This is a genomic window from Streptomyces sp. NPDC003456 (assembly GCF_042878735.1).
GTDB lineage: Bacteria > Actinomycetota > Actinomycetes > Streptomycetales > Streptomycetaceae > Streptomyces.
The window spans coordinates 258,112-273,609 of sequence record NZ_JBIAOK010000008.1 but is presented as its reverse complement, the minus strand read 5'-3'; the positions used below and the strand labels follow the sequence as shown (position 1 = coordinate 273,609).

The 15,498-nt window shown below is 70.5% G+C and carries 15 protein-coding genes; 13 read left to right on the top strand and 2 right to left on the bottom strand.

Annotation, left to right across the window (positions count from 1 at the left end; all coding sequences use genetic code 11):
* Positions 1-166 precede the first annotated feature (166 nt).
* The gene (locus ACFYWG_RS30800; protein ID WP_389204282.1) at positions 167-745 is read left to right on the top strand and encodes a hypothetical protein; all 579 of its coding nucleotides are present in this window, start codon (positions 167-169) and stop codon (positions 743-745) included.
* A gap of 60 nt (positions 746-805) precedes the next feature.
* Here the strand turns inward: ACFYWG_RS30800 and ACFYWG_RS30795 are convergent, their stop codons facing one another.
* Positions 806-1,111: a ferredoxin gene (locus tag ACFYWG_RS30795; RefSeq protein WP_333934569.1), complete on the bottom strand. Its 306-nt coding sequence runs from the start codon at positions 1,109-1,111 to the stop codon at positions 806-808.
* Positions 1,112-1,356: 245 nt separating this feature from the next.
* Between ACFYWG_RS30795 and arc the strand changes: the two genes are divergently transcribed.
* The 5 genes from arc to prcA all read left to right on the top strand — a co-directional run bounded on the left by arc (position 1,357) and on the right by prcA (position 7,280).
* On the top strand, positions 1,357-3,123 hold the full coding sequence (gene arc, locus ACFYWG_RS30790) for a proteasome ATPase (protein WP_376332560.1): 1,767 nt from the start codon (positions 1,357-1,359) through the stop codon (positions 3,121-3,123).
* A gap of 234 nt (positions 3,124-3,357) precedes the next feature.
* Entirely contained in the window at positions 3,358-4,869 is a 1,512-nt protein-coding gene (gene dop, locus ACFYWG_RS30785) for a depupylase/deamidase Dop (protein WP_376332562.1), read from the top strand.
* Between the two features lie 178 nt (positions 4,870-5,047).
* The gene (locus ACFYWG_RS30780; RefSeq protein WP_333934568.1) at positions 5,048-5,266 is read left to right on the top strand and encodes a ubiquitin-like protein Pup; all 219 of its coding nucleotides are present in this window, start codon (positions 5,048-5,050) and stop codon (positions 5,264-5,266) included.
* Between the two features lie 358 nt (positions 5,267-5,624).
* Positions 5,625-6,470 (top strand): proteasome subunit beta, encoded by an 846-nt coding sequence (gene prcB / locus ACFYWG_RS30775; RefSeq protein WP_376332564.1) that lies wholly within the window; start codon positions 5,625-5,627, stop codon positions 6,468-6,470.
* A 69-nt stretch (positions 6,471-6,539) separates the two neighbouring features.
* The gene (gene prcA / locus ACFYWG_RS30770; RefSeq protein WP_376332566.1) at positions 6,540-7,280 is read left to right on the top strand and encodes a proteasome subunit alpha; all 741 of its coding nucleotides are present in this window, start codon (positions 6,540-6,542) and stop codon (positions 7,278-7,280) included.
* 80 nt (positions 7,281-7,360) lie between these two features.
* On the opposite strand, the gene ACFYWG_RS30765 is transcribed toward prcA, so the two are convergent.
* Positions 7,361-8,419: a LacI family DNA-binding transcriptional regulator gene (locus ACFYWG_RS30765; protein ID WP_383511116.1), complete on the bottom strand. Its 1,059-nt coding sequence runs from the start codon at positions 8,417-8,419 to the stop codon at positions 7,361-7,363.
* A 46-nt stretch (positions 8,420-8,465) separates the two neighbouring features.
* Here ACFYWG_RS30765 and ACFYWG_RS30760 point away from each other — a divergent pair, with 46 nt between their 5' ends.
* The 7 genes from ACFYWG_RS30760 to ACFYWG_RS30730 all read left to right on the top strand — a co-directional run bounded on the left by ACFYWG_RS30760 (position 8,466) and on the right by ACFYWG_RS30730 (position 15,495).
* Positions 8,466-9,725, top strand: a complete 1,260-nt coding sequence (locus ACFYWG_RS30760; protein WP_389204281.1) for an MFS transporter — start codon at positions 8,466-8,468, stop codon at positions 9,723-9,725.
* Between the two features lie 9 nt (positions 9,726-9,734).
* On the top strand, positions 9,735-11,096 hold the full coding sequence (gene pafA, locus ACFYWG_RS30755; RefSeq protein WP_383511120.1) for a Pup--protein ligase: 1,362 nt from the start codon (positions 9,735-9,737) through the stop codon (positions 11,094-11,096).
* A gap of 490 nt (positions 11,097-11,586) precedes the next feature.
* Complete coding sequence (locus tag ACFYWG_RS30750) at positions 11,587-12,156, top strand: matrixin family metalloprotease (RefSeq protein WP_383504758.1); 570 nt, start codon at positions 11,587-11,589, stop codon at positions 12,154-12,156.
* Positions 12,157-12,173: 17 nt separating this feature from the next.
* Positions 12,174-12,833: a hypothetical protein gene (locus ACFYWG_RS30745; protein ID WP_389204280.1), complete on the top strand. Its 660-nt coding sequence runs from the start codon at positions 12,174-12,176 to the stop codon at positions 12,831-12,833.
* Positions 12,834-12,982: 149 nt separating this feature from the next.
* Entirely contained in the window at positions 12,983-13,963 is a 981-nt protein-coding gene (locus tag ACFYWG_RS30740) for an FKBP-type peptidyl-prolyl cis-trans isomerase (RefSeq protein ID WP_389204279.1), read from the top strand.
* Between the two features lie 55 nt (positions 13,964-14,018).
* Positions 14,019-14,390 (top strand): FKBP-type peptidyl-prolyl cis-trans isomerase, encoded by a 372-nt coding sequence (locus ACFYWG_RS30735; protein ID WP_094055282.1) that lies wholly within the window; start codon positions 14,019-14,021, stop codon positions 14,388-14,390.
* A 127-nt stretch (positions 14,391-14,517) separates the two neighbouring features.
* Positions 14,518-15,495, top strand: coding sequence for a helix-turn-helix transcriptional regulator (locus ACFYWG_RS30730; protein WP_376332576.1), 978 nt, complete (start codon positions 14,518-14,520; stop codon positions 15,493-15,495).
* The last annotated feature ends 3 nt before the right edge of the window (positions 15,496-15,498 follow it).

The window sequence follows — 15,498 nt, the reverse complement described above, 5'->3', positions numbered from 1 at the left end:
GGGCGGCGGACCGCGCTCGCCCCGGAGGTCTGACGCGGCGGCAGGAAGCCAACCCGTCCGAATTCCCCGCCGAAGCAGGAGCACACCACCCCGCCGTTCCCTCCGGATGTGACGTGTGGCACCATCTTGGCCACCCCACCGGCACAGCCCTCAGGAGATCCTCCTAGTGCAGCCTTCCGCCGTTCCGGAGCTCGCCCACACGCACACCCGCCCCATCCACTGGCTCGCCACCGCCACGGCCCTGGCCGGTGTGGTGGCCCTCTCCTCGGTCCTCCAGCCGGGCCCGGCCACGGCCGCCCAGCCGGACGCGCCCGGGACCAGGAGTGCCCCGGCGCACGCGGCCCCGCCCGATCCGGCCGCCGTGACGTTCCCGCTGGAGTGCGGCCCGGTGAGGGCCGTCGTGGAGCAGAAGGCGTCCGCGGACCTCGACGGCGACGGCCGCCCCGAGACGGTGGCCGTGGTCCACTGCGACTCCCCGATGGGCACCCCGCCCGACGGCGTGTACGTCCTCACCCGGGACGCCGGCAGCGGCAAGGCGCGGGTGGTGGCCACCCTGCTCGACCCCGCCGACGGCACCACGGTCGACGACTTCGCCGTGCGCGGCGGCGCCGTGACGGCGACGCTGCTCGGCTACTCGTCGGCGGACGTGCCGCGTTGCTGCCCCGACGAGAAGAGCGACGTGAAATGGCGTTGGCAGGACGGCGCGTTCGTCCGCTCCACGCCGGCCGGCGCGCGCAGCGTGTGAGGACGCCGCGGCGGAAGTGTGTGAGGCATCAGACAGTCGTCACGGAGTGTGGAGAACGGGTCACTCCGCGTCCGGTCCGTAGACTTCCGCCCTGTCCGAAACCCGGCGTACGTGGATGCACTCGCCCGGACACTCCTTCGCCGAGTCGATCACATCGGTGAGGAGCGGCAGCGGGACCGGGGTGGTCGCCCCCTTCTCCTGAAGCAACTCGTCCTCGGCGCTCTTCACATAGGCCAGACCGTCGATGTCCAGCTCGAACACCTCGGGCGCGTACTGGGCGCAGATGCCGTCGCCGGTGCACAGGTCCTGGTCGATCCAGACCTCCAGCGCCTCCCCGGCGACGTCGGCCTCCTGCTGCACGCTCATCTCTCCTGCCGTTTCTCCGCCGTGACGTACCGGGAATCCGGCCAGCTCCGGCGGGTGTTGAACACTTCGACCCTACCTGGGGCTGGGTTCCAATCATGTTCGCTGGGTATTCCCCTGGCGTGAGGGAGAGCGCAAGGGTGAAGATCGGACACACCCCGACCGTCTTTGTGATCTAGGGGTTTCAATCGACACCCGCCCAGGTAGGGTCTGGAAGCGTCCAGCTCCCCTTGGAGGAGGTGAGGACCGTGGCAGCCCACGACGACGACATGAACCGCGGCATCCGCCCGGGACGCGGGTCCGACGACCCGGCCGGGCAGATCGCCTACCTTGAGCAGGAGATCGCCGTCCTGCGACGCAAGCTCGCCGACTCTCCGCGACACACGAGGATTCTCGAAGAGCGGATCGTCGAGCTGCAGACCAATCTGGCCGGCGTGTCCGCGCAGAACGAGCGACTCGCCAACACGCTCCGTGAGGCCCGCGACCAGATCGTGGCCCTCAAGGAGGAAGTCGACCGGCTCGCACAGCCGCCGGCCGGCTTCGGTGTCTTCCTGACGGCGAACGAGGACGGAACCGCCGACATCTTCACCGGCGGCCGCAAGCTCAGGGTGAACGTCAGCCCCAGCGTCGAGCTCGAAGAGCTCCGGCGCGGCCAGGAAGTAATGCTCAACGAGGCGCTCAACGTGGTCGAGGCCATGGAGTTCGAGCGTGTCGGTGACATCGTGACCCTCAAGGAGATCCTCGAGGACGGCGAGCGGGCCCTGGTGCTCGGGCACACCGACGAGGAGCGGGTGGTGCGGCTCGCCGAGCCGCTGCTGGACGTCACCATCCGCCCCGGCGACGCCCTCCTGCTCGAACCCCGCTCCGGCTACGTCTACGAGGTGGTGCCCAAGAGCGAGGTCGAGGAGCTCGTCCTCGAAGAGGTCCCCGACATCGGCTACGAGCAGATCGGCGGTCTCGGCGGCCAGATCGAGGCCATCCGCGACGCGGTCGAGCTGCCGTACCTCTACCCGGACCTGTTCAAGGAGCACGAACTGCGGCCGCCGAAGGGCGTGCTGCTGTACGGGCCCCCCGGATGCGGCAAGACGCTCATCGCCAAGGCCGTGGCCAACTCGCTGGCCAAGAAGGTCGCCGAGGTGACCGGCCAGGCCGCCGGCAAGAGCTTCTTCCTCAACATCAAGGGCCCCGAGCTGCTCAACAAGTACGTCGGTGAGACGGAGCGGCAGATCCGCCTCGTCTTCCAGCGGGCCCGTGAGAAGGCCAGCGAGGGCACGCCGGTCATCGTCTTCTTCGACGAGATGGAGTCCCTCTTCCGCACCCGCGGCTCCGGAGTCAGCTCGGACGTGGAGAACACCATCGTCCCGCAGCTGCTCGCCGAGATCGACGGTGTGGAGGGCCTGCAGAACGTGGTCGTGATCGGTGCCTCCAACCGCGAGGACATGATCGACCCGGCCATCCTGCGCCCCGGCCGGCTCGACGTGAAGATCAAGATCGAGCGTCCGGACGCCGAGGCGGCCAAGGACATCTTCGGCAAGTACCTCACCGAGCGCCTCCCGCTGCACGGCGACGACCTCGGCGAGCACGGCGGCGACAAGGGCGCCACGGTCCAGAACATGATCCAGACGGCCGTGGAGCACATGTACGCGGAATCCGAGGAGAACCGGTTCCTGGAGGTCACCTACGCCAATGGTGACAAGGAAGTCCTGTACTTCAAGGACTTCAATTCCGGCGCCATGATCGAGAACATCGTGGGCCGTGCCAAGAAGATGGCGATCAAGGACTTCCTCGAGAAGAACCAGAAGGGTCTGCGCGTCTCCCACCTCCTCCAGGCCTGTGTGGACGAGTTCAAGGAGAACGAGGACCTGCCCAACACCACCAACCCGGACGACTGGGCCCGGATCTCCGGAAAGAAGGGCGAGCGGATCGTGTACATCCGGACGCTCATCACCGGAAAGCAGGGTGCGGACACCGGACGCTCCATCGACACGGTGGCGAACACCGGTCAGTACCTGTAAAACGCAGGGCGGCTGCGGGTGCCCTTGGCGGGTACCCGCAGCCGACTGCTTTTCGGGCCACGGCTGGAGCAACGCAATGACGCAAATGATCTCCCCACCAGCGCAAAGGCGTTCTAGGCTCTTCCGTACCGCCGAGTCGCGCAGTGCGGGGACGGGCACCGCACACGCAACCGAGCGCCAGCGGTATCTGAGTGGCGCCCACGACCGAGGGTGCCGCCGGGCAAGGAGGGCCGCATGACCGTACGGCGAGTAATGGGCATCGAGACGGAGTACGGGATCTCCGTCCCCGGTCACCCCAACGCCAATGCCATGCTCACCTCGTCCCAGATCGTGAACGCCTACGCGGCGGCGATGCACCGGGCCCGCCGGGCCCGCTGGGACTTCGAGGAGGAGAACCCGCTGCGGGACGCGCGAGGCTTCGACCTCGCCCGTGAGGCCGCCGACTCCAGCCAGCTCACCGACGAGGACATCGGCCTGGCCAACGTGATCCTCACCAACGGTGCGCGGCTCTACGTCGACCACGCCCACCCCGAATACAGCTCTCCCGAGGTGACCAACCCGCGGGACGCCGTGCTGTGGGACAAGGCCGGCGAGCGGATCATGGCGGAGGCCGCGGAACGGGCCGCCCAGCTGCCGGGTGCCCAGCCGATCCACCTGTACAAGAACAACACCGACAACAAGGGCGCGTCCTACGGCACGCACGAGAACTACCTGATGAAGCGGGAGACCCCCTTCTCGGACATCGTGCGCCACCTGACGCCCTTCTTCGTCTCCCGCCAGGTCGTCACCGGCGCCGGCCGCGTCGGCATCGGCCAGGACGGGCACGAGCACGGCTTCCAGCTGAGCCAGCGGGCGGACTACTTCGAGGTCGAGGTCGGCCTGGAGACCACGCTCAAGCGCCCGATCATCAACACCCGCGACGAGCCGCACGCCGACGCCGAGCAGTACCGGCGGCTGCACGTCATCATCGGCGACGCCAACCTCTCCGAGATCTCTACGTATCTGAAGCTGGGCACGACCGCCCTGGTGCTGTCGATGATCGAGGACGGCTTCATCGCCGTCGACCTGGCCGTCGACCAGCCCGTGCGCACCCTGCACCAGGTCTCGCACGACCCGTCGCTCAAGCGGCTGGTCACGCTCCGCAGCGGCCGGACACTCACCGCGGTCCAGCTGCAGATGGAGTACTACGAGCTGGCCCGCAAGTACGTGGAGGAGCGCTACGGCGCCGACGCGGACGAGCAGACCAAGGACGTGCTGTCCCGCTGGGAGGACACCCTCACCCGACTGGAGCACGACCCGATGAGTCTGGCCGGCGAGCTGGACTGGGTCGCCAAGCGGGAGCTGATGGAGGGCTACCGGCGCCGGGACAGCCTCGACTGGGACGCCGCCCGGCTGCACCTGGTCGACCTCCAGTACGCCGACGTGCGGCCCGAGAAGGGCCTGTACAACCGTCTGGTGGCCCGCGGGCGCATGAAGCGGCTGCTGGGCGAGGCGGACGTGGAGCGGGCGCGTACGTCGCCCCCCGAGGACACCCGGGCCTACTTCCGGGGCCGCTGCCTCGAGCAGTACGCGGACGACGTCGCGGCGGCCTCCTGGGACTCGGTGATCTTCGACCTGCCCGGCCGGGACTCCCTGCAGCGCGTTCCAACCCTGGAACCGCTTCGCGGAACGCGTAATCACGTCAAGGAGCTCCTGGACCGCTGCCGTACCGCGGAAGACCTGGTCAGGGTCCTGTCCGGGGGGTGAGCGCGCTGCGCGGGCACCCGGCCGGGGCCCGCCGGGCAGGGTGGAAAATCCCGGGCCCGGGAATCATCGAGATGGCCCCCGTACGTTGAGGCAACAACGGGGCCGTTGTCAGACCCGGCGAGTAGGGTCTGATCTTGACCGAGCAACTGTGTCGGGCGAACCGAGCGGGGTGAGGGATATGGCGACCAAGGACACCGGCGGCGGACAGCAGAAGGCCACCCGGTCCACCGAGGAGGTCGAGGAGCAGTCTGCGGAGGCGCAGGGCTCCGAGGACCTCAAGGAGCGTCAGGAGAAGCTGAGCGACGACGTGGACTCGGTCCTCGACGAGATCGACGACGTCCTCGAGGAGAACGCAGAGGACTTCGTGCGGTCCTTCGTGCAAAAGGGCGGCCAGTAGGGCGTCCGATCCCTCGCCCCGCAGGCGGGCGAGGGGCACGGGTGACGGACGGGCGGGGCGCGGAGCGCTGCGCGCGGGGCAGTGGGTGACTCCGTGCTCTCGTGTGCGGCGCTCCGGGCGTCGTCGGGGCGTCGACCGCCTCGTCGGGTCGGCGCGGCCGGGCGGGCCGCCGGCCCGCCCGCGGCGGGCGAAGGCGGCGCCACCTCGGCGCAGTTGGTTCCGCCGGGCATGTGGATCACCGCCGAAGGACGGGTAGGGTCCGAGGCATACCGCGCCCCCGGCCGCAGCCGGACCGGGGTTGTACCAAGGATCGGCCCGACGTCACAGGGCGGGCTGCCGCTTACGTGGAAGGAATCGCGTGGAAGCCAACACTCGTAGCACCGGGCGTCTACCAGCTGCCTTCCTGACGCCAGGCTCCTCCTCCTTCATGGACTTCCTCTCCGATCACCAGCCCGAACTGCTGCCGGGCAACAAGAAGTTGCCGCCCCTGCAGGGTGCCGTCGAGGCACCGCACGGCACGACGATCGTGGCCGTGACGTTCCCCGGCGGCGTCGTCCTCGCCGGCGACCGGCGGGCCACCATGGGCAACGTCATCGCGCAGCGGGACATCGAGAAGGTCTTCCCCGCCGACGAGTACTCGGCGGTGGGCATCGCCGGCACGGCGGGCCTGGCCGTGGAGATGGTGAAGCTGTTCCAGCTGGAGCTGGAGCACTTCGAGAAGGTCGAGGGCGCCCAGCTGTCCCTGGAGGGCAAGGCCAACCGGCTCTCGACCATGATCCGCTCGAACCTCGGGATGGCCATGCAGGGCCTGGCCGTCGTCCCGCTGTTCGCCGGGTACGACGTCGACCGGGACAAGGGCCGCATCTTCTCCTACGACGTCACCGGCGGGCGCTCCGAGGAGCACGGGTACGCGGCCACCGGATCCGGTTCGATCTTCGCGCGCGGCGCGATGAAGAAGCTCTTCCGGGACGACCTGAACGAGGCCGAGGCCACGACCCTCGTGGTCCAGGCGCTCTACGACGCGGCAGACGACGACTCGGCGACCGGTGGTCCCGATGTCGCCCGCCGGATCTATCCCATCGTCACCGTGATCACCGAGGACGGGTTCCGCCGGCTCACCGAGGACGAGGCGTCCGAGATCGCGCGCTCCGTCCTGCAGCGGCGCCTGGAGCAGCCCGACGGGCCGCGGGCCGCGCTGCTGTGAGCGGCCGGCCGTCTTTGTGAGGGTGGTCCAGTGAACCGACGGAATCTTCAAGAGAGGGACGGATAACCGGTGTCGACGCCGTTCTATGTCTCACCCCAGCAGGCGATGGCCGACCGGGCGGAGTACGCCCGCAAGGGCATCGCCCGTGGCCGCAGCCTGGTCGTGCTGCAGTACGCCGACGGCATCGTCTTCGTCGGCGAGAACCCGTCCCGCGCGCTGCACAAGTTCAGCGAGATCTACGACCGGATCGGCTTCGCGGCCGCCGGCAAGTACAACGAGTACGAGAACCTGCGCATCGGCGGCGTCCGCTACGCCGACCTGCGGGGTTACACCTACGACCGGGCCGACGTGACGGCCCGCGGCCTGGCGAACGTGTACGCGCAGACGCTGGGCACGATCTTCTCCAGCGCGGCCGAGAAGCCCTACGAGGTGGAGCTGGTCGTCGCCGAGGTGGGGGAGACCCCCGAGGGCGACCAGATCTACCGGCTGCCGCACGACGGGTCCATCGTCGACGAGCACGGCTCGGTCGCGGTGGGCGGCAACGCGGAGCAGATCAGCAGCTACCTGGACCAGCGGCACCAGGACGGGATGACCCTGGCCGAGGCGCTGAAGCTGGCGGTCCAGGCGCTGTCGCGCGACACGAACGGCAGCGAGCGGGAGATCCCCGCGGAACGGCTGGAAGTCGCGGTCCTGGACCGGACGCGGCCGCAGAAGCGCAAGTTCAAGCGGATCAGCGGGCGGCAGCTGTCGCGGCTCCTCGGAGCGGACGGCGCCGGCACGCCGGGGACGGCGTCGGAGGACGCCGAGTAGACGGCGGACGCGCTCGTACGCGAAGGGCCCCGGCTGCGGCCGGGGCCCTTCGGCGTCCCGGCCGGCGGGTCGGGCGAGGCTCAGGAGCGGCGTGGCGGGGCCGTGGAGGCCCGGACGACCAGGTGCACGGGGATGTCGCCGCTCTCGGCCTCGCGCCCCTCCAGGACGGCCAGCAGGGCCCGCATGCCGCGCTCGCCGAACAGTTCCGCGTCCAGGCGCACCGTCGTGAGTTCCGGGTCGATCGCCGTGGCCAGGGCCAGGTCGTCCAGGCCCGTGACCGACAGGTCGTCGGGGATGCGCAGGCCCAGGCGGCGGGCCGCCTTGTACGCGCCGGCGGCCAGCTTGTCGTCGTCGCAGACGACGGCCGTCGGGCGGTCCGCGGGATCGGCGAGCGCGCCGTGGGCGGCCGTCTGCGCGCCGTCGATGGAGATGGGGGCCCGGGCCGTGCGGACCGACGTGCCGGCCACCTGCGCGAGCCGCGCCGCCAGCTCCCGGGAGCGCACCTCGAACGTCCAGGACGGGACGTCCGCCGCCAGGTGGAGGAAGCGCCGGTGGCCCAGGGACAGCAGGTGCTCGGTGACCTGCCGGACACCGTCGGCGATGTCCAGGTTCACCGTGGCCGCGCCCAGGCTCCCCGCCGGGTCGCTGTCCAGCATGACCAGGGGGAGCGCCTCGCCGCGGATCGCGCTGAGGGCGTCGGCCGCCATGGACGAGGCGATGACGCCGTCCAGGGCCGCCTGGGCGGAGGCGAAGGGGTCGCGGGCGGGGCCGATGCCCTCGGGGGAGGGGTACAGGACCACGCCGAAGCCGTGCTCGGCGGCGACCCGGGCCGCGCCCGTGTAGACGCCGGCGAAGAACTCCGTGGTGAGGGCCGGGACGACCAGCAGCACCGTGCGCGTGCGGCCCAGGCGCAGGTGGCGGGCGGCCAGATTGGGCCGGTAGCCCAGGTCGCGGGCGGCTTCCCGGACCCGCTCCGCCGTGGCCGCGGAGACCCGGCCGCGCCACTTGTCCCCGAGGACCAGGGAGACCGCCGCCTGGGAGACCCCGGCGGCCTGGGCGACGTCCCGGCTCGTGGGGCGGGTGCTGCCTCGTGCCACCGTGGGCCTGCTCTTTCGTCTGGACGGGCGAACAGCGGACATGGTACGTATGGAACTCGACGTTATACGTAAAACCTAGGGCGGGGACATGGCCACGGGATACCTGGAGATCCTTCGGGCGCGACACGCCACCCGGCTGCTCGTCGGCACGCTGGTCGGGCGGCTGCCCAACGCCACGGCCGCCATCGCGATCGTGCTGTTCGTCCGGGCGGAGGGCGGTACGTACAGCCTGGCCGGTGCCCTGGCGGCGGTGTACGGCGTCGCCAACGCCGTCGGGCAGCCGGTGCTGGGACGGCTCGTGGACCTGCGCGGGCAGCCGCGGGTGCAGCTGCCCGCCGCCGTGCTGTCGGCGCTGGCCATGGCCGCCTTTGCCTTCTCCGGCCTCGGGTCGCTGCCGCTCGCCTACGCCGCCGTCGCGGCCGCCGGGCTCTTCACCCCGCCCCTGGAGGGCGGGCTGCGCGCGCTGTGGCCGTCGGTGCTGCGGCGCGAGGACCAGGTGCACACGGCGTACGCGATGGACGCCGTGGCCCAGGAGGTCATGTTCACCGTCGGACCGCTGCTGGTGACCCTGTGCGTCTCCCTGTGGTCGGCCCAGGCCGCGCTGCTCGTGCTGAACGGCATCGGGGTGCTGGGCGCCCTGTCCGTCGTCGTCTCGCAGCCCTCGCGGGCCTGGCGGTCGGCGCCGCGCGAGGCGCACTGGCTGGGCGCCCTGCGCTCGCCGGGGCTGCTGGCGCTGCTCGCCGCGTTCCTGTTCATCGGGATGGCGCTCGGGTCCATCACGGTCGCCTCCGTGCCCTACGCGGACGACCACGGCGGTGACGCCGTGTACGGCTGGCTGATGGCGGCGCTGGGCTTCGGCGCCCTGGTCGGCGGCGCCGTGTACGGGGCGCGGCAGTGGGCCGGTGAGCCCGCGCGGCGACTGCGTGTGCTGGTGGCGCTTCTGGTGGTGTGTTACCTGCCGCTGATGCTGATGCCGGACGCGGTGCCGATGGTCGCGCTGACCGCGCTCGCCGGTGTCTTCCTCGCACCCGCCATCGCCTGCGCGTTCGTCCTGGTCGACCGGCACGCCCCGCGGGGCACGGTCACCGAGGCGTTCTCCTGGCTGGTCACCACCTTCACCGTGGGCCACTCGGTCGGAACGGGCGTCGCCGGGCCCGTCGTCGAGCGGGGCGGAGCCCTGTGGGGCTTCGCGGTGCCGGCTGTCGCGGGTGGCGTGTCCCTGCTGGTTTTGACCGCCACAGGACGGGTAGTCGCAGCTCCCGGCCAGGGTGCGGTTGTTGTGGCCGGTTCGGAAAATGATCCGAACCGTGCCCTCGAACCCCGTTTCAGTTCCGGGGATCGGGCGTAATGTTCCCTCATGGACCGCCGCATTTTCGGGCTGGAGAACGAGTACGGCGTCACGTGCACGTTCAGGGGACAGCGCCGCCTGTCTCCTGACGAGGTGGCGCGGTACCTCTTCCGCCGTGTCGTGTCATGGGGCCGCAGCAGCAATGTCTTTCTGCGAAACGGCGCCCGCCTCTATCTCGACGTGGGATCGCATCCGGAATACGCCACACCCGAATGCGACAACGTGATCGAACTGGTCACCCACGACAAAGCCGGCGAGCGCATTCTCGAAGGACTCCTGGTGGACGCCGAACGACGCCTGCACGAGGAGGGAATCGCGGGCGACGTCTACCTCTTCAAGAACAACACCGACTCGGCGGGCAACTCCTACGGCTGCCACGAGAACTATCTCGTGGCGCGGCACGGGGAGTTCTCGCGTCTCGCGGACATTCTGATCCCGTTCCTGGTCACGCGGCAGCTGCTGTGCGGCGCCGGAAAGGTGCTGCAGACACCGCGCGGGGCCGTGTACTGCGTCAGCCAGCGGGCCGAGCACATCTGGGAGGGCGTCTCCTCGGCGACCACCCGCTCCCGCCCGATCATCAACACGCGCGACGAGCCGCACGCGGACGCCGAGCGCTACCGCCGCCTGCACGTCATCGTGGGCGACTCGAACATGTCCGAGACCACCAACCTCCTCAAGGTCGGGGCCACCGACCTCGTGCTGCGCATGATCGAGGCCGGCACGGTGATGCGGGACCTCACCCTGGAGAACCCCATCCGGGCCATCCGCGAGGTCAGCCACGACATCACCGGCCGCCGCAAGGTCCGCCTGGCCAGCGGGCGCGAGGCCTCCGCCCTGGAGGTGCAGCGCGAGTACTACGAGAAGGCGCTGGACTTCTGCGAGCGCCGCGGCATCCGCACCGGCACGGTCGAGCGGGTCCTGGAGCTGTGGGGCCGCACGCTGGACTCGATCGAGAGCGAGGACCTCGACCGCATCGGCACCGAGATCGACTGGGTCATGAAGTACAAGCTCATCGAGCGCTACCGGGCCAAGCACAACATGACGATGTCGCATCCGCGGGTTGCGCAGATAGACCTCGCCTACCACGACATCCACCGCCGTCGTGGCCTGTACTACCTGCTCGAGAAGAAGGGGCAGGCGACCCGCGTCTGCAACGACCTGAAGATCTTCGAGGGCAAGTCCGTGCCGCCGCAGACCACTCGGGCCCGGCTGCGCGGCGACTTCATCCGGCGGGCCCAGGAGCAGCGCCGCGACTTCACGGTCGACTGGGTGCACCTGAAGCTCAACGACCAGGCGCAGCGCACCGTGTTGTGCAAGGACCCGTTCCGTTCGGTGGACGACCGGGTGGAGAAGCTGATCGCCGGAATGTGAGGACCGTTCCGCCGGGCGCAGCGCGCCCGGCGGTCGTCCCGGTGCCCGGAGGCCGTTCGCGCCTCCGGGCACCGGGCGTTTCCGCGCCCCCGCTGTGAAGGACGTCACCCGCCGCGCCGTGCCCCCTCGGAGCGGAATCGTCCGTTCGCGCCCACGTCTCCGGTGATTTGTCCCCCTCCGGGCGAGGGGCACGGTGCGTCGCGCGCCGGTGGCCACTATCACGCGGTGCCGTACGGCCCTGCCCGACACGCCGGAAGCCGTGCTGCCGTATCCCGGACGGGCAACCCCGGCGGGTGGATTATTCGGGTGATCATGTCAGTGGCGTCGTGTTTACTCCTGTTGGCCGTCATGACCATGACCAGGTCGGCGGCAGTGCCGCGAGGCCCCGTCCGGGGGTCTCGGAGGCATCCACACACAACGGGGGCTCATTTTGCGCTCTGTCACGACAAGGACCCGTCACGCCACCGTCCTCGCCACAGCCGGAGTCGTCATGACCTCGGCGCTGGTGGGGCTGAGCGCGTCGGACGCCGAGGCGTACTGCCGATCCAACATGGTGAAGTGGGCCGGCTCCGGCGCGAAGACCATAGGTGCCAACACCACGTTCCCCAACGGGCTGCGGGCGGGTCTCGACGGCGGGCTGAAGCAGTGGAACCGCAGCGGTTCCGCCCTGCGCTACAACTCGCCCGTCTACACCGGCGGCTGGCAGATCTACGCCTTCCGCGCCTCGCACAGCTACACCAGCCTCATGGGCAGCGCTCCCGGGTACGCCGCGACCCAGCGGTCGGGCAGCACCCACAAGGGCGGAACGCTCTACCTGTCCAACAGGTTCCGCTGGGTCAACGGCAGCCAGCACATCAGCCAGGGCAAGGCGGACGTGCAGACGGTCGTCGTGCACGAGGTCGGCCACTTCAACGGCCTGGCCCATCCCTGGAAACCGCACTGCACGGACGGCACCGCCTACACCGACGCCGAGAAGAAGTCGGTCATGACGGCGATCGACACCGGCACCCGCCGCGCGCTGAACAGCGACGACATCGCGGGCATCCGCGCCCTTTACTGAACCGGGGGAACCACGACATGAGCACAGTACGCATCAGGCGGCGCTCCACCACCGCGGCGCGCGCCGTGGCCGCCGCCGCCCTCCTGGCCCTCGGTGCCACGGCATGCGCCGGCGGGGACGGACGGGACCGGGCGGCGGACCGGGGCCGCGACGCCGTCCGCGTCGTCTCCGGTCACTCCTACGCGGTGGACAGCAGCCCCGAGGCCGCCCTCGCGTTCCCGATGAACGACAACGTCTTCGAGGGCACGGTCGTCGGCACGCGGCCGCACGTGTACGCCAAGGACGTCCTCGACGACGGTTCGGTCTTCGAGGTCGTGTACACGCCGGTCGTCGTCCGGATCGACCGGGTCCACAAGGGGGACCTGCGCAAGGGCTCCGAGGTGGTCGTCCGGTCGATGGGCGGCACCGCCGGCGGTGTCCGGTACGAGATCGCCGAGGCGCCGGCCAAGAAGACCTTCGCCGAGGGGGCCTCGCTCGTCGTGTTCGGCAGCGCCCACGAGGCGGTCGACTCGGAGAAGTCACCGGCCCTGACGCCCAACTTCCTGTACCGGAAGTCCGGCGGGGCCTTCGTCGACGCCACCTACGCGGAAGGCGCCCACGACGGCGGCCCGGCCGACCGGGTGGACCGCGAGGAGTTCCTCGGCGGGCTCCGCTCGCTGGACGGCGGGGCCTCCTGACCCTCCGCTCGCCCGCCGCACGCGCGGTGACGCCGCCCGGGCCGGACTCCGGCCCGGGCGGCGCCGTGTCGTCCGCCGGGCCCGGCCGGGAGTGCGTACGCCGTAGAGTGGCGGACATTGGCCCCCCACCCCCGATCCCAGTTGGACTGATGAACTACAACACGAAACGACTCGTGGCCGCGCTGCTGGCCGTTCCCGCCCTGTTGTTCACCGCCGCGTGCGGGTCGGACGACGGGAACAACGGTGACGCGGCGGGAGGCGTCGCCGAGGTCAAGGGGAAGGTCGGGGCGAAGCCCGAGATCTCCGTGCCCGAGGACGGTGACCCGTCCGAGAAGACCGTGGTCAAGACGCTCTCGCCCGGCAGCGGAAGCGCGATCAAGAACGCCGACTTCGTCCGTCTGGACTGGACCGTCGAGAAGTGGGGCGACGACAAGGAGCTGGGCGGCACCTGGGCCGCCGGTGCCACGGGTGACAGCGCCCCGCGCCGGCAGTCCGTCGAGCAGATCGGCAAGCCGAGCCAGCAGCTGCCCGAGAAGGTCCTCGACGCGGTGAAAGGCAAGAAGCCCGGCAGCCGGATCCTCGTGCAGGGCACCGCGGGCGATCTGATCGGCCAGAGCCTGAACACCTCCTCCGGCATCGCCGCCGACGACGTGCTGGTCTGGGTCGTCGACCCGGTCGGCGCGGCGAGCGTGGACGTCAAGGACGAGGTCGAGGGCGACCAGGCGGCCTCGGAGGCGGGCCTGCCCGAGGTGAAGGCCCCCTCGCAGAAGGCCGCGGCCATCACCGTCCCCAAGGGCGTCAAGGCCCCCAAGGACCTGAAGGAGCAGGTGCTGGTCAAGGGCGACGGCAAGAAGATCGAGGCCGGCCAGGGCCTGATCGCCCAGTACACGGGCGTGAAGTGGGAGGACGGCAAGAAGTTCGACTCCTCCTGGGACCACGGCGGCGCCACGGCCTTCCAGATCGGCAACGGCTCCGTCGTCGCGGGCTGGGACAAGGGCCTGGTCGGCAAGCACGTCGGCGACCGGGTGCTGCTGGTGATCCCGCCGTCGCTCGGGTACGGCGCGAGCCCCCAAAGCGAGCTGTCCAAGAACACGCTGGTCTTCACCGTGGACATCCTGGGCACGGTCTGACCCGGTCGTCTGTGAGACTGTCCCCGACGCAGGTCACGCAACAAGGAGAGATGAAGTGAGCATCGACAAGCCCGAGATCGACTTCCCGGGCGGCGAGCCCCCGGCGGACCTCGAGATCAAGGACATCTGGGAGGGTGACGGACCGGTCGCCGAGGCCGGCCAGACCGTCACCGTGCACTACGTCGGCGTCGCCTTCAGCACCGGCGAGGAGTTCGACGCCAGCTGGAACCGCGGCACCCCCTTCCGCTTCCCGCTGGGCGGCGGCCGGGTCATCAAGGGCTGGGACCAGGGCGTGCAGGGCATGAAGGTCGGCGGCCGCCGCCAGCTGACCATCCCCGCCCACCTCGCCTACGGCAACCAGAGCCCGACCCCGGCGATCAAGCCCGGCGAGACGCTGATCTTCGTGGTCGACCTGCTCGGGGTCTGATCAGGAGCCGACAGACTCGATCACCTGGGGCCCATGCCTGTCCGGCATGGGCCCTCGGCTTTTGCCGTACCACCGTGTGGCGGTACGGTCATCGTTCGTAAGCACCATAGGGAGGCGAAGCGCGTCGATGGCCATTGCCAAGGCCGAGCGGCTGATGAACCTGGCGCTGTGTCTGCTCGGGACCCGGCGGCCGCTCAGCAAGCGCGAGCTGCGCGACTCCATCGAGGCCTACGTGGAGGCCTTCGGGCCGGGCAGCGGCTCGGCCGGTTCCGACGACTCGTTCAACCGCATGTTCGAGCGTGACAAGGACGACCTGCGGGAACTCGGCCTGGTGATCGAGACGGTCGAGAGCCTCGAGGGCGAGGTGGGCTACATGGCCCGCCGCGACAGCAACCGCCTCCCGCCGATCACCCTGGACGCCGAGGAGGCCGCCGCGCTCGGGCTGGCCGCCAAGGTGTGGCAGCAGGCCCGGCTCGCCGGGGCGGCCAGCGGCGCCCTGCAGAAGCTGCGGGCGGCGGGACTGCCCGAGGACGTCGACCCGTACGGGTCGCACGGCGCGCTGGAGCCGCGGATCCCCGTGCACGAGGCGGCCTTCGAGCCGCTGATGCTGGCCTGCCGCGACCGCCGGCCGGTCGTCTTCGACTACCGCAAGGCCACCGCCGCCCACCCCGAGCAGCGGCACGTCGAGCCGTGGGCGCTGGAGTGCTGGCGCGGCCACTGGTACCTGGCGGGCTGGGACCGCGACCGGGGCGCGGAGCGGGTGTTCCGGCTGTCCCGGATCACCGGCAAGGTCCGCTCCCGCGGCGGCCGGTACACGGCACCCGTGCCCGACGTGGTCACCGTCCGGGAGACCGTCGCCGGCTGGGCCGGGGAGATCGCCGACCGCTCGGCGCGCATCCGGCTGCGCTCGGACGCGGGATACCCCCTGCGGGCGAAGGCCACCTCGGTCCGGGAACTCGGCGACGGCTGGGACGAGTTGGAGATTCCGTACGGCCACGGGCTGGACGCCTGGCTGGTGGAGTTCGGGCCCGACGTGGTCGTCCTGGAGCCCGCCGAGCTGCGGGCCGACGTGGTGGACCGGCTGCGTGCCGTGGCCAAGGGCTGAGGG